The organism is Agrobacterium sp. M50-1 (assembly GCF_049843495.1).
Classification (GTDB): Bacteria; Pseudomonadota; Alphaproteobacteria; order Rhizobiales; family Rhizobiaceae; genus Agrobacterium; species Agrobacterium radiobacter.
Map to the genome: position 1 here is coordinate 140749 of NZ_JBBHZH010000008.1, position 17757 is coordinate 158505.

The following is a 17757-nucleotide window of genomic DNA, read 5'->3' on the forward strand; positions in this document are numbered from 1 at the left end:
CTTAGTAACCTCTGATCATGTCAACCGTTTCCGGCAGCCTGCCGGTCTCACGCCATACGCGGACATTGCCCGCGACGATCCGGGCCGAACTCTCCCGGCTTGTCGGCGCGGAAATATGCGGGAGAACGGTGACTTTCGGGTGCTGCCAGAATGGCGAAGCCGTCGGCAGCGGCTCCTGTTCGAAGACATCGAGAACGGCATGCGAAAGGCGGCCGGCATCGAGCGCCGCGATCAGGTCGTTGGCGACGATGACCGCACCGCGGGCGAAATTGATGAGCGCCGCCCCCTGTTTCATTGCGGCGAGACGGCCAGCATCGAGAAGGCCACGCGTCGCGTCGGTGAGCGGGACGAGGCAGACGAGAATGTCGCTTTTTTCCAGCAGGGCTTGCAGCCCGGCATCGCCGGTCAGCGTTTCCACGCCTTCGATCACCTTGGCCGAGCGGCTCCAGCCGGCGACGTTGAAGCCCGCATGGATGAGGCGTTCGGCTGCAGCGGTGCCAAGCGCTCCAAGGCCGAGGAGACCGATGGTCATCTCGCCGGGATGGCGGTAGTCCAGCTCCTGCCAGACGGCCTTTTGCTGGTTTTCACGATAGGCCGGCATGTCGCGCTGCAGATAATAGGTCCATGCCAGCACGGCTTCGGCCATCACGCGGGAAAGCTCCGGGTCCTTCAGCCGGACGATGGGGGGAGCCTTGTCGCCCAGCTCCAGCACCAGCCGCTCGACGCCCGCCCACAGGCTGTGAATCCATGTGAGGCCCGGAAGTGCCGCAATGTCGGCCGGATCGGGATTGGCGACGATGGCGAAATCCACTGCCCGTCGCTGTTCACCCGTCAATTCGGAGAAGGAGAGGATGTTCTCCTGCGGCATGGCGGCGCGCAGCGCCTGTTTCCAGACGGCTTCCGTCTCCGCATTCATCCGTGAAACAAAGGCGATGGGTGATGGCATGGCATTGGTCCTGCTTGCGGTTGGCTTTCCGCCATCAATGCGCAATTTCGGGGGGCAATGCCATGGGTTTATCGTTCGAATCTTCCACAGAATAAAACGGCCCGGTTTTCACCGGGCCGTTTCACGATTACGCCTCTTCCTTCACCGGCGGCTTCGCATCGCCATAATAGGCCGAGAACTTCTCGTGATAATGCTCCGAACCGCCGGGGCCGGCATAACGCTGCAGTTCCGTCATGTCGGTCTTGTTGAGCACGATGCCGAGCGTCTTGTTGGCGATCTGCGGCTCGTTGGCCATCAGGTTCTGCACCATCTGGATCGGCGTCTTGCCCCATTCGGTGACGAAGACGAAACCGTCCACCTGTGGTGCAAAGGCCTTGGCGTCGATGACGGGGACGACGGGCGCAAGGTCGACGATGATGTAATCGCAGGCCTCACGGGCAGAATCGATGAATTTGCGCATGCCGGAGGAGGAGAGCAACTCGCTCGAATGGGCGAACTGGTTGCTGGTCGAAACCGGCAGGATGCCCATTTTCGTGCGCGTATCGACCTTTACCGCCTGCGTCCACGGAATTTCATCGAGCACAACTTCCACCAGACCGGCGGATTGCCGCGTCGTCAGCATGCGGCTGAGGCCGGGATTGCGGATATCGGCATCGACGACGAGGGTGCGCTTGCCGGTGGAGGCGATCAGACCGGCGAGATTGAGCGCCACGACCGACTTGCCTTCGTTCGGCAGGCAGGAAATGACGCCGATGACCCGGCATTGACGTTCCTGAATGACGACATCCGCGGTCAGCTTCACGTTGCGCAGCGTTTCCGCGAAACTGGAGCGCGGGCTGTCGACGGCAAGGCGCAGCATTTTCTGGAACGAGACCTGCCCGCTTTCGTCAAGCGTGGCATGTTCGCCGCCGGGGGTGGCGGCGCTGGTGCCGGCCTTGGCGTTTTCCACACCCCTTTCACCGATGAAGGGCAGGTAGCCGAGAAAGCGCATGCGCAGATTGTCACGCACGTCATTGCCGGTGTGGAAGAAGCGATCCCGGAACTCGAGAAGCGCTGCGATACCGCCGCCCAGCATCAGGCCGAGAACGACCGAAAGCGCCATGGTCATGGTCTTTTTCGGGCTGGAAGGCGATGTCGGCAGGCCCGCTTCGGAGATGATGCGCGCCTTGGCGATCGGCAATGACTGTTTCTGCGACGCTTCCTCGAAGCGGCCGAGATAGGACTGGTAGAGCGTGCGCAACGCCGTTGCCCGCTGTTCGAGTTCACGCAGCTGCACCATGGTGATGTTGGCTTGAGAATTGCGACCAGCTACCTTGTCGATACTGTCACGCAACGACTGCACGCGCGAATTGGCAACGTCGACCTCGTTCTTGAAGCTGCCGGTCAGCTGCTGCAATTCCTGGAAGATTTGCTGCGAAATCTCTTTTTTCTCGGCGTCGAGCGCGGCCGCCTGCGGATGGTCGGCGCCGAATTGCTGGACGATGCCGCGCTGCCTGTCGGAAATGGTGATGTAGCGCTTGCGCAAATCCTGAATGACCGAGTTGTCGGTATCACGGGCCGACACGACGGCATTGTCGACAGCTGTCTCCGGCCCGCGGTCGATAATCGACTTGTACTGGCTGTAGCGGGCAGAGGCAGTAGCTGCATCCGCCTGTGCGGAAATCAGTTGGCCATTAAGATCGGCAAGCTGGCTTTCCGACATAAGCTCACCGCGTGAGGATACGATATTGTTGTCAGACCTGTATTTCTGAACTGCAAGCTCGGCGGCCTGGGCGCGCTGGTTGAGGTCGGTCATGCGTTCCTGCAACCATACAGAAGCGCGCTCGCTGGCGTCGAAATTGGCGTTCAGCTGTTCGGTGAGGTAAGCCTGCGCGTAGGTCTTGGCGATCTGCGCTGCCAGCTGGCGGTCGGTCGAGCGGGTGGAAATGGCGATGACCGAGCTGCGTCCGACACGTTCCACCGTCAAGGACTGCTGCAGCACGGCGGCGGCCTTTTCGCGGCGTCCGGCGCGGATTGCGGCTTCGGAGACGGGTGGGTCGCCCGGCAGGACGAGATCAAGGATACCACGCACGGAGGTTTTGACGAGTTCGACCGGCGACATCGGTGGATTGACGATGGTGTCATTCTCATCGAGTCTCGCCTTGTCGACCACTGTCAGCGCCATTTCCTTGGATTTCAAAATTTCCACGGCGCTGGCGATGCGGTTATCGACGATCTGGGCGGCGGGCACCGGCGATTCCTCTTCCGCATAACGGGAAAGGCTTTCATCCAGCAGCACCTGCGTCATCGCGGTGTAAACGGGGGTCGCAAGCACCAGATAAAGGCCGGCCAGAACCACGGCTGCAATGACGGAGGCGGCAATGACATTGGCACGACGCACCACGGCGGCCCACAGGCGGTCGAGGTCGATGAACGTGTCGGAATCCTTGCCGGACTCCGGAAAACCAATATTGGATTTAAAGGTCTTGTGGTGCATGGACCTACCTTGTGAATTAAAAATGGTACGCGGGAAGCCGAGCAAACTCGCCTTCCCGCCTCCCGTTATTGGTGCGCCGGCCGCCTCCCCCGGCGGCGCGATTAAAATCAGGCCGCCTGGACGCGGCTTTCGTGGTTCGCCACCAGTTCCTTCACCGAAGCGAGAACCTGGGCTTCCATGTCCGCGCGCAGCAGCGAGAAGGCGACGTTTGCGGCGATGAAGCCCTGCTTGCTGCCGCAGTCGAAGGTGCGCCCGCTATATTTCTGCGCATGGAAAGACTGCTTTTCCGCAAGCCGTTTCATGCCGTCGGTCAGCTGGATTTCATTGCCCGCGCCGCGCTCCTGCTTGGCGAGGATGTCGAAGATTTCCGGCTGCAGGATGTAACGGCCATTCAGGTAATAATTCGAAGGCGCCTTGGATGGTTCCGGCTTTTCGACCATTTCGGTGACCGCAAAGCCGTGATTGACCTTCTGGCCGACGCCGACGACGCCATAGGACGATACTTCCTCGGGCAGGCATTCCTCGACGCCGAGAATATTGCCGCCGACTTCATCGTAAAGCTCCATCAGCCCGGCAATGCAGCCGCGTGCGCCATAGGACACCATGTCAGGCAGAAGCAGCGCGAAAGGCTCCTTGCCCACCAGTTCGCGCGCACACCAGACGGCGTGGCCGAGACCAAGCGGCACCTGCTGGCGCGTATAGCTGACGGTGCCGGCAACCGGCAGCATCTTTTCAAGCTGCAGCACCTGCACGGTCTTGCCGGAGCGGGTGAGCGTATTGATGAGTTCCGGCGCGCTGTCGAAATAGTCTTCGATGGCGGTCTTGTTGCGGCTCGTGACGAAAATAATGTGCTCGATGCCGGCCTGCATGGCCTCGTCAACGGCATATTGCACGACGGGACGATCCACGATCGTCAGCATTTCCTTCGGCATCGCCTTGGTGGCGGGCAAAAACCGTGTGCCGTTGCCAGCTACGGGAATGACGGCTTTTCTGACAGTTTTGTTCAGGTCCATCGCGTTCTCCTTCATCAAGGTTTGATCTGTCCCCAGTCCCCGCGCAGATTTCGTCTACGCGTCAATTTCACGAAATCTGTCTTTTCACCCCTGTATTCGCTCCGGGCGCAAACATCGCGTCCCGCAGCCTCCTCAGCCGCACTGCAATCGGCATTCTTAAGTGCCCCAGCACGGCCGGATCTCGAATTGTGGTCTTCAAGGCGCCGAGTACCGAGCGGCTCTTGATGTTTTCCACCAATGTCAGAAAATTATGCGCCAGCCGCAGGCTGCGGCTTCTCGCCTGCTGCGCATCCATGGCGGCGGGCAGCAAAGTGTAATGGCTCAGGAATTCCTGATCCGCCCGCATCATCGCTTCGACGTGATGAAGTTCAAGCACGCGCGAAATCGAGCCTTCGCGGATATTGTAGATGTAACCCGGCTTCGGTTCGATGACGCAGAGGCCGCCGGCGGCGAGCGCCGAGGCGAGCAGGATATAATCCTCGCCGATGCGGATATCCTCGCGGAAGCGCAGTGCCTCGCTATTGAGGAAATCGCGCCGGAACATCGGTTTCATGTAGCCGAAATTGAAGGTGGAACGGAACAGGATGTTGGAGGAAATGAAGTCCTCGAGCGTGAGGGCGGATCGTTCCTCCAGAAACTCTTCCGGAAACATCGTCTCCATCGGTCTGCCGTCGGTATAGACCACGTCGAGATTATCGACAGCGATGTCAGCATTGGCGGCGTCCGCCCGGCACATCATGCAGGCGGAACGCTCCGGGCGGATGACGTCGTCGGAATCGAGCACGGCGATCCAGCGTCCCGTCGCGGCCTCGATGCCGGCATTGCGTGCACCACCCGGACCGCGGTTTTCTTCCAGCGCAAGCAGGCGGACGCGAGGGTCGATGGCGGCAATCGCCTCAACGAAGGGGATGGTATCGTCGGCGGAACGGTCATCGACGACGATAACCTCCAGCGTCACACCCTGCTGGTCGAGCGCGCTTTGAACGGCGGCTTCGATCGTATCGGCGGCGTTATAGGCGGCGATGACGAAGCTGATATCGGGCGGGGAGGTGAGATTTTCCATCAGGTCGCCTCCACCGCGCCATACTGGCGGATTTCGCGCACACCGAAGGCGCCGCTCATCGAACCCATATGCAGCGCGCCACGCAGCGCATAACGGTTGCGGCGCACGGCGTTGAAACCGCTCAAGGCGGCGAATACGCCGCAATACAGCACTTTCGAACCGGCCTTCAGCACCTGAACCACACGGCGTGCACCCGGTTTCTTTTCAGCCAGCACCCGGCCGTGCGTCTGGCCGGAGCGGAAGCGGCGTTTGGCAAGCCACATGAAGCTTGCCCGATTTTCCGGAACCGGTTCCGACAAGACGGCGTCTTCCGCAAAGACAATGCGGCCGCCGGCGGCGTGAAGATGCGAGAAGAAATGAGTGTCCTCGCCGCCGCTCTGGCCGAGCGCCAGCGCGAAGCGCCGGCCCTTCACCGAAGGCGCATCCATCTTGAGCAGCGTGTTGCAGGTATAGCCGGTGATGATCTCGCCATTCACCCACACCGGAACTGTCGAGTGGAAATCGCCGCGTTTCATCCAGCCCGGCGCATTGTCCCGGTAAACCGCCGTTACGGGGCCGAGGACGGTTTCCGCACCGGTCTCGTCGGCTTTTTCCAGAAGGGCGGCCAGCCAATGCGGCGGCGCGGTCTCGTCATCATCGATGAAGGCCAGATAGTCCGCCTGGCATTCCGACAGGCAGGCATTGCGGGCAATCGAAATATTCGATTTCGGGCAATGAACATAGGTGATCTCGAAGGGCGCGGTTTCACGCAGGCGATCGACGCTTGCCCTGGCGCTCGGCTCCTCGTCATTATCGGCCACAATCAGGCGAACTTTCACGCCTTCCGGCACGTCCAGCTCGAAGAGTGACAGAAGTGTGGCGACGAGCGCCGGGCGTCTGTAGGTGCAGATGCCGATATCGATGGTCTTGAGATTTTGCGTGCCGGTGACGGTGTTGTCGGTCATGAGACAGCCTTTCTTCCCCGGAATGTCAGGAGTTCCAGCCAGAAGCCGGTGGACCAGGCCAGATGCATCACCATCGCCGAAAAGGCGGCGAGCGGGCCGTATGGGTTTTGCTGACCTATTGCCATCCACAAGCCATAACCCACACATGCGGCGATCCAGAGGCCGAGCGGAATAAGTGCGGCCCAATGCACGAGCGACAGCAGCGCGAGAATGAAAACCGGCAGGACGGCGAGCGGAATCATCTGGCGGATTTTCGGGATCGAGCGATGTTTCAGGAGGTTCTTCGCCCGGCCGCGGCCATAGGCGAGATATTGCCTGAAGAGCGGCATGACGCTTGCGCGCGGATAATAGGTCATGCGGGTCTTGTCGGTCATCCAGATGCGGAAACCGGATTTGCGCAGCCGGAAATCCAGTTCGGCATCCTCGTTATGGCTGAAGCTCTCGTCATAACCGCCCACCGCATCGAAAGCGGCGATCCGCATCAGCGCGTGGTGGCCGTGGTCTATCCAGTGGCCTTTCGCGCCCTCGCGGTGCTTGGAGCCGCCATTGCCGAGCTTGGAATTCTGGGCGATGGCCGTCGCCTTCTGGAACAGGCCGTGGCCGACCGTATCCATGGCGACGACGACGGAATCAGCGCCGGTACGCTCGGCGTCCTCGATCAGCCGCTGGCAATAATCATCGGGATAATCGCCATGGGCGTCGATGCGGATGAGGTAATCGAAATCCTCGCCGAAGGTGGCGACGGCAAGATTGATGCCGGCGCTCTGGATGCGCTTCGGATTGGCGAGAAGCGTGACGCGATCGTCCTTTGCGGCAAAGGCGGAAACGATATCGCGGGTCCCATCCGTGCTGCCGCCATCAGCAACCACGATGCGGAAGAGACGTCCCTGCATCGCACCGGTAAATTTGACAAGCAGCCCCTCGATCGTCTTCGCCTCATTGAGGCAGGGTATGACGATCAGCGTTCTGATGCCGGAATGACCAAGACCTTCCATGATTTGCCCCCTACGCACTACACGGGTGAAAACTGCGCTTCGCGGGCGTGGCCGGAGGCGGATTTGGCGAAAGAGGACAAGTGCTGGACCAGCTGACGGCAATCGTCGCGGTCGGTCAGCCATTGTTTCCTGTCTGTTGTCGAGAGGGTGTTGAAGGCGTCCGCATAGATTTGCGGGTTCATCTCCGCAAACAGGGCGGCGAGATCGTCAGCGCCGGCATTTGGCAGGACAAAGCCGATATCGCGCTTTTCGATGAAACGCGCGGTTTCCGTGCCGGCAAGCGCAATCGGCAGGGTGCCATAAAGGCAGCCCTCATAAAGCCGGTTGGGCAGAAGCCAGCTCGAATTCTGGCCTTCCTCGAAAAAGTCGATCGCCCAGGTGAACTGCACATCGTTATAGATGGCGGCGAGGTCTTCGGGGTTCTTGTAAGGCCCGTGGAAATGCACATGCGGGGCGGCGGCTACGAAACCGTCGAAATCTGAAAACTCCGAATAGGCCGGTCGGCCGCGCAGGATGATTTCGACCCTGCCTTGCATGCGTCCGGCAAATTCGGCGAGGATCTCAAGTGATTTGCGGCAGCGAAGCGCGCCGAACCAGCCGATTTTCCACGGCTCGCCGGGGGCGGGCGGGCGCGGTTGCGGGGCGGCGGCAACGGCGGTGTCGAGCGCCAGCACCTTGTTTTCCTGCAGCAGGACGGGAAGGTCGAGGCCCGACACGGGCTTGAAATAATGCTCCACGAAGGCTGGAGAACTGGTGATCAGCAGCTTCGCGTCGCGGGCGAAATAACGCTGGGCGGCATTCAGCATCTGCCCGGGCTTGCCCTTGTTGAGAAGCAGGCGGTGAATGTCGAGACATTCATAAACCAGCGCCGGCTGCCCGGCATAGATCGACATGGCCCGCTTTGCCAAAGCCAGCATTTCCAGGTTTCTGGCAAGAATGACATCGGGCGCGGGGATGTCGTTCAGGGTTTTGCCCAGCGAGAGGCTGGCTTTCGCCACCGCCGCCATGCGCTGCAGAAACTGCCCGTCGGCGGTTTCCCCGAGTACAACGGGCACGACGCCTTCAATCTCCGCCAGCCGGTTCTGCCCGCGCCGAAAACCGGCCAGCGTGACCCGTGCCCCGCCCGCAAGCAAGGTCAGCACCCGCCGGCGAATGGCGGGGTCCGACAGATCATGCGCGAGATAAAGAACATGGGTCATGCAGGGTTCCGGTTGGTTTCATGCGTCAGAGACGCCGCAGCTCAGGTTTTGGTGCAAGAAATCGGAGCGGTTCAAAAATGCGGTCAGTTAAGGGCGCAGGCGATGGACTCTGGAAACTGGCATTTGTCGCCGAGCGCCGTGAAGGCAAACCGGTCAACGATCATTTGTGATGGTCCCGCATAGGAGAACCGGCCCATCCAGTCCTTCAGCGTGTCGGTGCCCCACAGGCTGAAGAAAATCTTCTGGGCGTTCTGGGGGATTTTTGTCTCGTCCGTCACTTCATGGACGAGCTTGCCGTTGACGTAATAACGCAGGCGCTGCGGCTCCCAGACGAAGGCGTAGTCATTGAAGCCGGCATCGGCGCCACCTTCCACAGGCACCAGCTTCTCATTACCGCCCTTGGCGGAAATATACTGGTTCAGCTGCACCTTGCCCGTGTTCTTGCCGAGAACCTCGAAGTCGATTTCATCGTGCGGCTTCTTGTCGGTCGGGCCGATATAGGTGAAGAAGGCGGAGTTCAGGCCGGAGCCGGTGGCGGCCTTCATCCGTGTTTCATAGGTGCCGTAGCGATAGCGCCCCTTGGTCTGGATTTCACCGCAGGCGAAGTTGCGATCACCGGCCTTGGCTTCCTCGAAACCGAGCGTGAGCTGGCCGTTTTCCACCGTTGCCAGCTTCTTCGACCAGGTGCAGTTCTGGTGCGCGCCGTTGTTCCAGCCGTCGGAAACGTACCAGAAAGATCGGTCCATGGAATCGAAGTTCTCGATGAAGGACGCGCCGTTGCCTTCCTGCGCGTGGATCGGCGTTGCAAAAGCTGCGGCCGAAAGGGCCGTGGCAAGAAGAATGCGTGTCTGAACGCGGGTGACAAATGTTGTCATTGGTTCACCTCTGTCGTTGCGAATAAAGCGTTTCGGATGTGGGCGGGCCGATCATGGAGGCCCGTTTGGTCGCAAAATCGGTCATCGTCTTGCGTTTGCCGTTGCGGCTTCCGGTGAGCACGGAATAGACGGCGGGCAGATATTTCCGCGTCTGCGCGTTGCTGATGATCAGAATGACGAAGGCGGACAATGTCGCGGTGATGTAGAAGGCGGGATAGAAGTCCGGCCCGCCCTTGTTCCAGACCATCCACATGATGACCAGCAGGGGATAATGGGCGCAGAATATCCAGAAGCTCAGGCTGCCGGTTTCGGCAAGCCGCTGGCCAAGCCGGCTGCGGATCAACAGCGCGGAGGATGCCCAGAAGCCGAGAGCGCCGAAGACGGCAAGCAGATTGCGCGACATGTTGAGCCAGAAGGTGAATTCCGGCCCGGTGAAATAAAGTCCCGTCGCCAGCATGGCCGAGGCGACAAAGGTCAACGCCATGATCGGCACGGCGTAGGGGTCGAGCGCCTTGACGTTGATACGGTGGAGGGCAAGCGCGATGCCGAGGGAGAAGCTGAAGAGAATGGATTTCTTCTGGACGATGAAAATCGTCAGGTCAGGCATGGCGGTGATGAAGAGCAGGATGGCGAGGGTCGGCAGGGCGAAGCGGCGCATCAGAAAGGCGAGCACCGGCGACAGCAGGATGCAGACGAACAGGTCGCGCAGGAAATAAAGCGGCACATTTACCGGCAGCTCTTCGAGCGCGGTTCCATGGCTGATGATTTCACGCGGGCTGGCGTTCCACAGATCGGGGAAATATCCGATGCCGATATCGAAGAGCTGGATCAGCAATACGGCCGCAAACAGCGCGCCATTCCACAGAAGGAAAGGCAGCAGTACGGTTTTCGACTTGGAGCGGATCGTCGCCGGATAATCGAACCCGCTCATGCCGCGGCGAAACAGCAGATAGCCGGAAATGGCGCTGAGACAGGGAACACCGATGCGAAACAGCGCATCGCCCAGAAAAACCCGCAGCCAGTCGAAGAAGCCGTAAAGGCCAAGAAACGGGCTGGTTTCCGCATCGTGCGGCACATGGACGAACACGATCCCTGATATCAGCAATATACGCATCAAGTTGATACGGGAGGATAGGTTCTGATCGACAGTCACATCAGTCACCCCTATTGGGCGGCGTCCACCCACGCCGCGTTGCAACCAGAGCGAACTTAAGCCCGCGCTGGGAAGTCTGGTTTCGACTTTGGGATAAAATGTGGCGACGCGGGAAAAACACAAGATTAGATTTTGCGGGTGAATGTCTGGCGTCAGCGACATTTCTTCGGCGTCAAGAGATCAAATAATTGAAATAATTATAATTTTTATAAAATCGCGCATCGTTAAAAATCGCTGAAGCGTGTGAATTTGTCATTCGTCGTGATGTTGCATCGCAAAAAGATAGGTGACGCGCCCCTGCCGCGGTGAATGAAAACACCGCGGCAGGGGCGCTTAACGGCGGAAATGAGGCGCATTTTTCCGCGATATTTCTAACCTTGGGTTGCAGCGTCCCGCATACGCCGCGATTTGACCATGCCTAGGATTTTCCCGAGCAGTGCGCGTTCGGTGAGAAGGATCAGCACCCCGTAGATGACGCCGCCCACGGCTGCGCCGATGAGAACCTGAAGGGTGGCGCTGGGAATGCGCTCAGCCAGAACGTGAAGCAGATAACGTACCGCAACGGCCATCACGAGTGCCGCGATCATCGGCCTGCTGCTGACATAAAGGCCGCGGAAGAACGGTGTGTCGCTCGCCTTGAACACCGCCCAGGAATAGGCGACCAGCGTTATGGCATTAACGATGCAGAGCCAGACCATGGCGTCGATCAGCGTGCCATAAAGTGCTGCGAGCCACACTGCCACCGTGGTGACGATGGCGCGGATGGTCGCCGACCAGAACAATACACGACCGTAACCTGCACCCTTCAGGTAGGGGATGAAGGTGCTGCATGGTGTCAAAATGGCCTTCGATAGCGCCAGCAGGCCGAGAACCGGCCATGCATAGGCCCAGTTCTGCCCGAAAATGACAAGCATGGCGGGTTCGGCCACGGCCCAGAGGCCGAACATCATTGGCGCCAAGAGCACGGTCAGCACCTGGGTGCTGAACATCAGCGCATCACGACGCCGCTGCGGATCGTCCATCATGCGGCTGAAGGCGGGAAACAGAACGCCCATGACGGCCGACAGAACCACCTGATTGGGAATGCTGGCGAAACGATTGGAGGCGGAATAGGCGCCGGCATCCGCCAGACCGAGGTGCCGGGCAATGACCACCATCGGTGACTGGAAGGTGACGAAATTGGCGATTTCCGATCCCATCAGCCCCGAACTGAAGCCGAGAAGCGGCACGAGACGGCGCGGTTTCATGACGAAACGCGGGCAATAGCGGGAAACGGCATACAGCCCGACAAGCCGGATGAGGGCGGCGGCGAAAAGCTGGATGATGAGCGCCCAGACGCCGAAGCCGAAAAGGGCGAGCGCCACGGCGACAACCGCGGCGATGCTTTCCGACGCCATGCTCCACAGCGCGTCCTTGCTGAAATTCATGCGCCGGGCGAGCAGCGAATAGGCGACATCGCCGGCAAGCTGCAGCGGAATGAGGAAAGCCATGATGCGCAGCAGATAGGCGCTTTCCACCGCCCCCAGCAACCCGCCGAAAAACTCCGCCCAGATGTAGAGGACGGCGGCCATGGTGCAGGAGATCGCCAGATTGGCCCAGAAGACGGTATGGATCGTTTCCATATCCTCTTCCTTCTCGACGATGAGGGCGGAGGTGAGCCCCGCGCCGGCGATCATGGTCAGAAACTGTACAACCGTTAGTCCTACCGCCACGACCCCGAATTCCTCCGGGGAAAGCAGCCGTGCGAGAATGGGGACCGTGACAAATTTAAGCCCGAATGTACCTGTTTTTGATAAAACGCTCCAGCCGACATTCGTGGTGATGGTCTTTACATTTGGCGCTGGGGGCATACAAGCATCCTGTTTCTGGAGGCCGGCGGGAGGAAGCCGGTTGGGAGTTGCCGATACCATCGGGGCCGCTTTTAGGATCGGGCCCGACACTTCTTGATCAACGCAAGGGGCGAAACAATGGCAAGATTTACTGTCGTCATTCCCTACTACCAAAAGCAGCACGGTATCTTGGGACGTGCACTCGCATCGGTTTTTGCGCAGACTTACCAGGACTTCGATCTTGTCATCGTCGATGACGAATCGCCATACCCGATCGATCAGGAACTTGCGGAAATTTCGCAGGAACAGAAAGACCGGATTATCGTCATTAAACAGTCCAACGGCGGGCCGGGCGGCGCCCGCAATACCGGTCTGGACAATGTGCCTGATGGCACCGACTACGTCGCCTTCCTTGATTCCGACGATATCTGGACACCCGATCATCTGCAGAATGCTGCCTTCGCGCTCCAGACCTATGGCGGCGAGTGCTACTGGGCCTCAATGCAGGCAAGTGACGAATTTTATTATCATTTCGCCATTTCTGAGCTGGAGAAAAATGAGGGTGCGGCAAGGCTTTCCGAGAAGCCGCTGGTGATCGAACTGCCGGATCTCGCAAGTGTCATGCTGCGCAACTGGAGCTTCCTGCATCTCTCCTGCATGGTGATCGGCCGTCCTCTTTTCGAGAAGATTCGCTTCGACCCGGCGCTGCGTCTGGCAGCGGAAGACGTGCTGTTTTTCTGCGATTCCATCCTCGCATCGAAGCGGACGCTTCTGTGTGATGACGCCGGCGCGATGCGCGGCATGGGCGTCAATATCTTCCACAGCATCGACAATACCTCGCCCGAATTCCTGCGTCAGCAGTTCAATACCTGGGTGGCGCTCGATACGCTGGAGGGCCGTTTTTCACGCCGGCCGGACGATGTCGCCTCCATCGCTTCCTATAAAAATACGGCGCGCAAACAGGCGCTGTGGAGCCAGGCGGGCAATCTGAAACGGCGCAAGACGCCCGAATTCGGACTGCTTCTGAAATGGGCGATGCGCGATCCGGCGCTGCTGCGTGCCGCTTTCGAACTCGGCGCCGGAAAAATCGTCCGCTCGAGATGAGCGAATTCTCGCCTGCAAGAATTTATATGTTTTTTCACCCAGGAGTGACCTCATGAAACCTTACCACTGGGAATCTCATCACGGCAATTTCGGTGACGATCTCAACCTGTGGCTGTGGGATTTTTTGCTTCCGGGCCTGCGTGATGTGCATGACGATGTCATGCTGGTCGGCGTCGGCACCGTGCTGAACGATGTTCTTTTGCCCGCAAAGCAGCGCAAGCTGGTGATCGGCAGCGGCTATGGTTATGGCGCAGTGCCGGATACCAGCACCGAGTTCTGGGATATTCGCTGTGTGCGCGGCGACAAAACCGCCGCCAAGCTCGGGCTCGCCCCTGAAAAGGGCATTGTCGACCCGGCTGTCATGGTCACCGAGATGCCTGACTTCAAAGACCTGCCGAAGCTCTACAAGAAGACCTTCGTTCCCCATTGGGAATCGGCGGAATTCGGCATGTGGGAAACGGTCTGCGAACCGGCCGGGCTAACCTATCTCGATCCGCGCGGCGAGGCGAAGGCCGTCATCCGCGCCATCGCCCAGTCGGAATTCATCGTTGCCGAATCCATGCATGGCGCAATCCTTGCCGATGCCTTCCGCGTGCCGTGGGTCGCGGTCAGCACCTCGCCGTCGATCAACAGCTTCAAATGGAGCGACTGGGCCGGCAGCGTGGGTGTCGAATATCAGCCGCGCTACGTGCCGGTTTCAACCCGCGCCGAGGCAGCGAAAAAGGGTTCGCGCTTCTGGGGCATGAGCTTCCCGCCACCAGCCCCCGTGATTGCCGAGGTCGGTTCCGTTCCGACGCATGAGGGTGATGTGCTGGTGCGGCCGCAGGAAACGCAATCCCGGTCGCTGCGCAAACTGGCCAAGCAGGTGCTGGCCGCGCCTTCCACGCTGGCGCTCTGGCAGGCAAGCCGTGCTGAGCCGCGTCTCAGCCCGGATGGCCGGCTGGAGGAGCGCAAGGAGCGTTTCGCCGCCGTTCTGGAAACGGTGAAGCGGGACTATCTTTGAGGGCGAAGAGTGGATGCGGCAGAGAATTTTCTGCCGCCTTCGCTTGAGGATGCCATCCTCTAGGGTCTCTATCGTCATGCTCGGGCCTGTCCCGAGCATCTGCAACCGACTGATGGTACGATACGTGAGTAGATCCTCGGGACAAGCCCGAGGATGACGGCAAAGAATTGGCGGAGGTCGTCTTTTCCCCTACGAAACCGGCGTACCGTCCAGCAGATAACGCACATCCCGCACCGGCGGCGATTTCCGGAATCGGGCGGTCTTGTCGCTCCAGATGCCGCGCGTGATGGCGGGCAGGGCGGGCAGCCGCGCCAGAGCGTGGCTCAGCGCCCCGCCCATGCCCTTCTGCTTTTTCGTATCGAGAAAATGACGGAGTTCGAATTTGGCGCGGATATGTTTTTCATGTTCGCGCAGGATCGCCGTTTCCTCTGCCGAAAGCCGGCAACCGGCGAGAATGGCCTTGTCCGCCTCATATAGGCGGCGAAGATCTTCGGTGCGGTGACGGCCGCTCAGCGAGTTGCCGCGCACGATCGCGCCGTAACCGCAATGGCGGATGACCTTGTAACGCGCACCGGCGGCCAGCGCCCGCACGTAAAGCTCGTAGTCCTCGCCAAGCCGCAGGCCGTCATCGTAACGCAGTGCATGTTTGTCGAGAAAAGCGCGGCGTATCGCCGGTTTCAGAAACCCGGTTTCCCCGCGCTCCACACCGGGCCTGGAAATATTGCCTTCCACAAATTCCGTGAGCGACAGAAACCGCGCCTGCGGCTCGAAACGGGTTGGCTGCATGGAGGAGGCGCCGGGAACCGATTGCTGGATGAAGGCGATATTGTCGGCGACGAGATCCCAGTCGTCATCGGCCAGCATGGCGGCGAAACGACCCCGGAAAAAGAAGTCGTCCGCATCGAGAATGCTGATCAACGGCGCGGATGAAATCGAGATGGCGTGGTTGCGTGCAGCCGAAGGGCCGCGGTTGACATCGAATCGGACGACCCGCAGACGGCCCGTGCCATCATCCGCGGCATGCGCCACATCGCTCGTCGTATCGGTGGAACCGTCGTCGATAACCACGACTTCCCCGACCTCCGGCTCCACAAGGGCGGAGCGGATGGCTATATCGATCGTTTCGGATGCATTCTTCGCAGCGATGATGACGCAAATGGGCTGTGAACCGCTCACCATGTGTTGTCCTTCTGCTTTGACCAACCGTCAGGATTTGGCCAGCAGAAAGTGTCAGGCGTGTGGATGCAAGCGATTTTTTTGCGGCGCAATAAAAGAAGCTGCGTAAAAACTCACATATCGGTCAGTTTGGCGCCATGCGGCGGTGGGCTTTTTACGGCGTCCGCCTGTATTGCCTCGGCGCCGCGGTCCCGCGCGAAGGTTTCCCGCATGCGCCGTTTTTCCCGGGCGACCAGAACGAGAATCCCAATAAAATAACCGACTTGCAGAATGACTGCACAGATGAGGGTCTGGATGAATGCCGTGTAGAAGGAGCCGTGGATGAAATATGTCGCAACCGCAAAGGCAAGCAATGCACCGATCATGCTGAAAAAAACACGAGGTGCATACATGGTGCTCTCCTCCCGAGAACGATTTCTCCATTTTTGACTGCGCTGCGGCATTTTTCTTCTTTGCAAGAAATATACGATGAGACCGGTGCTGTTTCAACACACATATACTTCTTCTAACGGTTGCGGCATGAAATTTCGGTAATCTTGATTGGTAAATTCCTCGGTAATTGATGACTTCCCCCGATCGGGGCTGCCTTACCATGCGATTTCGTGCTTTGAAGAGCAGTAAAATCCTTCTCTTGCGGCCATTGCTCGCTGTCTTTCGTCCTCTGCAGACTTCGTTAACCATCTCGCCTTTAAAAAGTCGGTATTGATTCCTCAGCAAGAGCAAGGTGCCCGCGTGACAACGAGTTCAGAAGTAATCGCCTTTCCGGCAAAGAACCGTATTGCCGACGTTAAACGATGTGCAACCATGCTTGACCGGCTGCATGGTGTGGAGGCGAATGATTTCTGGCGCAGGGAGTGCCGTGAACTGGCCGCCTATCTGACGGAACTCGGTTATGAGGACGCCGCCATGCGGCGTGAAGTCATGGAGTTTCAAAATGCGGTGCAGGCGGAATTGTGGGCGGGTGACGCCACGCCCGAAGCACGTCGCGACAGCCATTGAAGCTCAGCATTTTCCATAAAAAAAGCCGGCGGGTGACAGACCCGCCGGCTTTTTTGTTCGTGCCCGTTTGATCAGGAGGCGCCGGCGCCGCGTGTGCGGGCAACGCCGTCAAGTGCCGGCTTGTATTTTGGGTCGAGCCGGGCCGCATGCCCATAGGACTTGGCGGCCTTGGCCATCTCGCCGCGCCGCTCATAGACCAGCGCCTGGTTGGCCCAGGATTCTGCCACATTACCGTCAAGCGAAATGGCGTGGTTGAAATCCGCGAAGGCGTTTTCGTCGTCGTTGAGTGCGACGTAAGAAAGGCCGCGGCCATTATAGGGCTCCGGCGATGTCGACGACAGCGAGATAGCCTTCGAGAAGTCTTCGATGGCCTGGGCGTGCTGGTTGCGCAACTGATAGATCAGGCCGCGATTGTGCCAGGCGCGTCCGTCGGTGGTTTCAAGCTCGATGGCGCGGGAGAAATCGTTGAAAGCTTCGTTCACGCGTCCGGACTGGCGGTAAAGATTGCCACGGCCGATCAGCGCCACGTCATAGCTCGGATTGATCTGCAGGGCGGCGTTGTAGTCCTGCAAGGCCTGCTGCTGCTGTCCACTATTGCGGTAAACCAGCGCGCGGTTGGCATAGGCCTGGTAAAAGCGCGGGTTCAGCTGAAGCGCCTTGTTGAAATCTTCAATGGCGCGGCGCGAATCGCCGGCGCGGCCGTAAGCCGAGCCACGGACATTGTAGCCTTCGGGATCCTGCGGATTGGCGTTGATGACCGAGGTGAGCGAGGCGATGTTTTCCTGCGAACCCTGGGCGCGGTCGATCCTGAACACATCTTCCGTCTGGTTGGAAGTCGCGCAGCCGGAAAGACCGGCAAGGACGGTACAGATGACCAGAGAAGCGCGGAACCCTCTGTTGTTTTTTAATGGCACCCGGCGCGTGGAGGCATCGGAGTTTTTCACAACACAGGCGTCGACAGCGATCATTCGGTGTGGGTTCC

16 protein-coding genes are annotated in these 17757 nt (G+C 59.5%); 3 read left to right on the forward strand and 13 right to left on the reverse strand.

All coding sequences use genetic code 11. The features are described from left to right. Position 1 precedes the first annotated feature (1 nt). The 10 genes from WDZ78_RS18810 to WDZ78_RS18855 all read right to left on the reverse strand — a co-directional run bounded on the left by WDZ78_RS18810 (position 2) and on the right by WDZ78_RS18855 (position 12514). On the reverse strand, positions 2-946 hold the full coding sequence (locus WDZ78_RS18810; RefSeq protein ID WP_425673877.1) for a 2-hydroxyacid dehydrogenase: 945 nt from the start codon (positions 944-946) through the stop codon (positions 2-4). Positions 947-1073: 127 nt separating this feature from the next. Then, a complete protein-coding gene (locus tag WDZ78_RS18815; protein ID WP_020010046.1) occupies positions 1074-3422 on the reverse strand; it encodes a polysaccharide biosynthesis tyrosine autokinase in 2349 nt (782 codons plus the stop codon). Between the two features lie 107 nt (positions 3423-3529). Further along, a complete protein-coding gene (locus WDZ78_RS18820; RefSeq protein ID WP_026363575.1) occupies positions 3530-4435 on the reverse strand; it encodes a UTP--glucose-1-phosphate uridylyltransferase in 906 nt (301 codons plus the stop codon). A 67-nt stretch (positions 4436-4502) separates the two neighbouring features. Continuing rightward, positions 4503-5498, reverse strand: coding sequence for a glycosyltransferase family 2 protein (locus WDZ78_RS18825; RefSeq protein ID WP_020010044.1), 996 nt, complete (start codon positions 5496-5498; stop codon positions 4503-4505). Next, positions 5498-6442, reverse strand: a complete 945-nt coding sequence (locus WDZ78_RS18830) for a glycosyltransferase (protein WP_425673878.1) — start codon at positions 6440-6442, stop codon at positions 5498-5500. The genes WDZ78_RS18825 and WDZ78_RS18830 overlap by 1 nt, the downstream gene beginning before the upstream one ends. Then, positions 6439-7437, reverse strand: coding sequence for a glycosyltransferase family 2 protein (locus tag WDZ78_RS18835; RefSeq protein WP_425673879.1), 999 nt, complete (start codon positions 7435-7437; stop codon positions 6439-6441). Before WDZ78_RS18835 ends, WDZ78_RS18830 begins: the two co-directional genes overlap by 4 nt. 17 nt (positions 7438-7454) lie before the next feature. Continuing rightward, the gene (locus WDZ78_RS18840) at positions 7455-8636 is read right to left on the reverse strand and encodes a glycosyl transferase family 1 (protein WP_020010041.1); all 1182 of its coding nucleotides are present in this window, start codon (positions 8634-8636) and stop codon (positions 7455-7457) included. Between the two features lie 83 nt (positions 8637-8719). Then, entirely contained in the window at positions 8720-9511 is a 792-nt protein-coding gene (locus WDZ78_RS18845) for a glycoside hydrolase family 16 protein (RefSeq protein ID WP_020010040.1), read from the reverse strand. A gap of 4 nt (positions 9512-9515) precedes the next feature. Beyond that, positions 9516-10664 carry an acyltransferase family protein gene (locus WDZ78_RS18850; protein WP_425673880.1) on the reverse strand — a complete coding sequence of 383 codons (1149 nt, stop codon included), beginning with the start codon at positions 10662-10664 and terminating at the stop codon, positions 9516-9518. Positions 10665-11035: 371 nt separating this feature from the next. Then, a complete protein-coding gene (locus WDZ78_RS18855; protein WP_425673881.1) occupies positions 11036-12514 on the reverse strand; it encodes a lipopolysaccharide biosynthesis protein in 1479 nt (492 codons plus the stop codon). A 117-nt stretch (positions 12515-12631) separates the two neighbouring features. Here WDZ78_RS18855 and WDZ78_RS18860 point away from each other — a divergent pair, with 117 nt between their 5' ends. Together WDZ78_RS18860 and WDZ78_RS18865 are read left to right on the forward strand one after the other, a co-directional pair. Beyond that, on the forward strand, positions 12632-13597 hold the full coding sequence (locus tag WDZ78_RS18860; protein ID WP_003508524.1) for a glycosyltransferase family 2 protein: 966 nt from the start codon (positions 12632-12634) through the stop codon (positions 13595-13597). A 52-nt stretch (positions 13598-13649) separates the two neighbouring features. Then, on the forward strand, positions 13650-14600 hold the full coding sequence (locus WDZ78_RS18865; protein ID WP_425673882.1) for a polysaccharide pyruvyl transferase family protein: 951 nt from the start codon (positions 13650-13652) through the stop codon (positions 14598-14600). A gap of 189 nt (positions 14601-14789) precedes the next feature. Here the strand turns inward: WDZ78_RS18865 and WDZ78_RS18870 are convergent, their stop codons facing one another. Continuing rightward, positions 14790-15779: a glycosyltransferase family 2 protein gene (locus WDZ78_RS18870; protein ID WP_425673883.1), complete on the reverse strand. Its 990-nt coding sequence runs from the start codon at positions 15777-15779 to the stop codon at positions 14790-14792. A gap of 110 nt (positions 15780-15889) precedes the next feature. After that, positions 15890-16168: an exopolysaccharide production repressor protein gene (locus WDZ78_RS18875; protein WP_020010035.1), complete on the reverse strand. Its 279-nt coding sequence runs from the start codon at positions 16166-16168 to the stop codon at positions 15890-15892. 340 nt (positions 16169-16508) lie between these two features. On the opposite strand from WDZ78_RS18875, the gene WDZ78_RS18880 reads away from it, so the two are divergent. After that, positions 16509-16775, forward strand: coding sequence for a DUF6074 family protein (locus WDZ78_RS18880; protein ID WP_020812422.1), 267 nt, complete (start codon positions 16509-16511; stop codon positions 16773-16775). 71 nt (positions 16776-16846) lie between these two features. Here the strand turns inward: WDZ78_RS18880 and WDZ78_RS18885 are convergent, their stop codons facing one another. Continuing rightward, positions 16847-17743: a tetratricopeptide repeat protein gene (locus WDZ78_RS18885; RefSeq protein ID WP_020010033.1), complete on the reverse strand. Its 897-nt coding sequence runs from the start codon at positions 17741-17743 to the stop codon at positions 16847-16849. Between the last annotated feature and the right edge of the window lie 14 nt (positions 17744-17757).

What these genes read in the sequence shown, in the direction of transcription:
- WDZ78_RS18835 (WP_425673879.1), bottom strand. Translation starts at nt 7,437, where the DNA reads ATGGAAGGTCTTGGTCATTCCGGCATCAGAACGCTGATCGTCATACCC.
- WDZ78_RS18875 (WP_020010035.1), bottom strand. Translation starts at nt 16,168, where the DNA reads ATGTATGCACCTCGTGTTTTTTTCAGCATGATCGGTGCATTGCTTGCC.
- WDZ78_RS18840 (WP_020010041.1), bottom strand. Translation starts at nt 8,636, where the DNA reads ATGACCCATGTTCTTTATCTCGCGCATGATCTGTCGGACCCCGCCATT.
- WDZ78_RS18825 (WP_020010044.1), bottom strand. Translation starts at nt 5,498, where the DNA reads ATGGAAAATCTCACCTCCCCGCCCGATATCAGCTTCGTCATCGCCGCC.
- WDZ78_RS18870 (WP_425673883.1), bottom strand. Translation starts at nt 15,779, where the DNA reads ATGGTGAGCGGTTCACAGCCCATTTGCGTCATCATCGCTGCGAAGAAT.
- WDZ78_RS18815 (WP_020010046.1), bottom strand. Translation starts at nt 3,422, where the DNA reads ATGCACCACAAGACCTTTAAATCCAATATTGGTTTTCCGGAGTCCGGC.
- WDZ78_RS18865 (WP_425673882.1), top strand. Translation starts at nt 13,650, where the DNA reads ATGAAACCTTACCACTGGGAATCTCATCACGGCAATTTCGGTGACGAT.
- WDZ78_RS18810 (WP_425673877.1), bottom strand. Translation starts at nt 946, where the DNA reads ATGCCATCACCCATCGCCTTTGTTTCACGGATGAATGCGGAGACGGAA.
- WDZ78_RS18820 (WP_026363575.1), bottom strand. Translation starts at nt 4,435, where the DNA reads ATGGACCTGAACAAAACTGTCAGAAAAGCCGTCATTCCCGTAGCTGGC.
- WDZ78_RS18860 (WP_003508524.1), top strand. Translation starts at nt 12,632, where the DNA reads ATGGCAAGATTTACTGTCGTCATTCCCTACTACCAAAAGCAGCACGGT.
- WDZ78_RS18830 (WP_425673878.1), bottom strand. Translation starts at nt 6,442, where the DNA reads ATGACCGACAACACCGTCACCGGCACGCAAAATCTCAAGACCATCGAT.
- WDZ78_RS18885 (WP_020010033.1), bottom strand. Translation starts at nt 17,743, where the DNA reads ATGATCGCTGTCGACGCCTGTGTTGTGAAAAACTCCGATGCCTCCACG.
- WDZ78_RS18845 (WP_020010040.1), bottom strand. Translation starts at nt 9,511, where the DNA reads ATGACAACATTTGTCACCCGCGTTCAGACACGCATTCTTCTTGCCACG.
- WDZ78_RS18855 (WP_425673881.1), bottom strand. Translation starts at nt 12,514, where the DNA reads ATGCCCCCAGCGCCAAATGTAAAGACCATCACCACGAATGTCGGCTGG.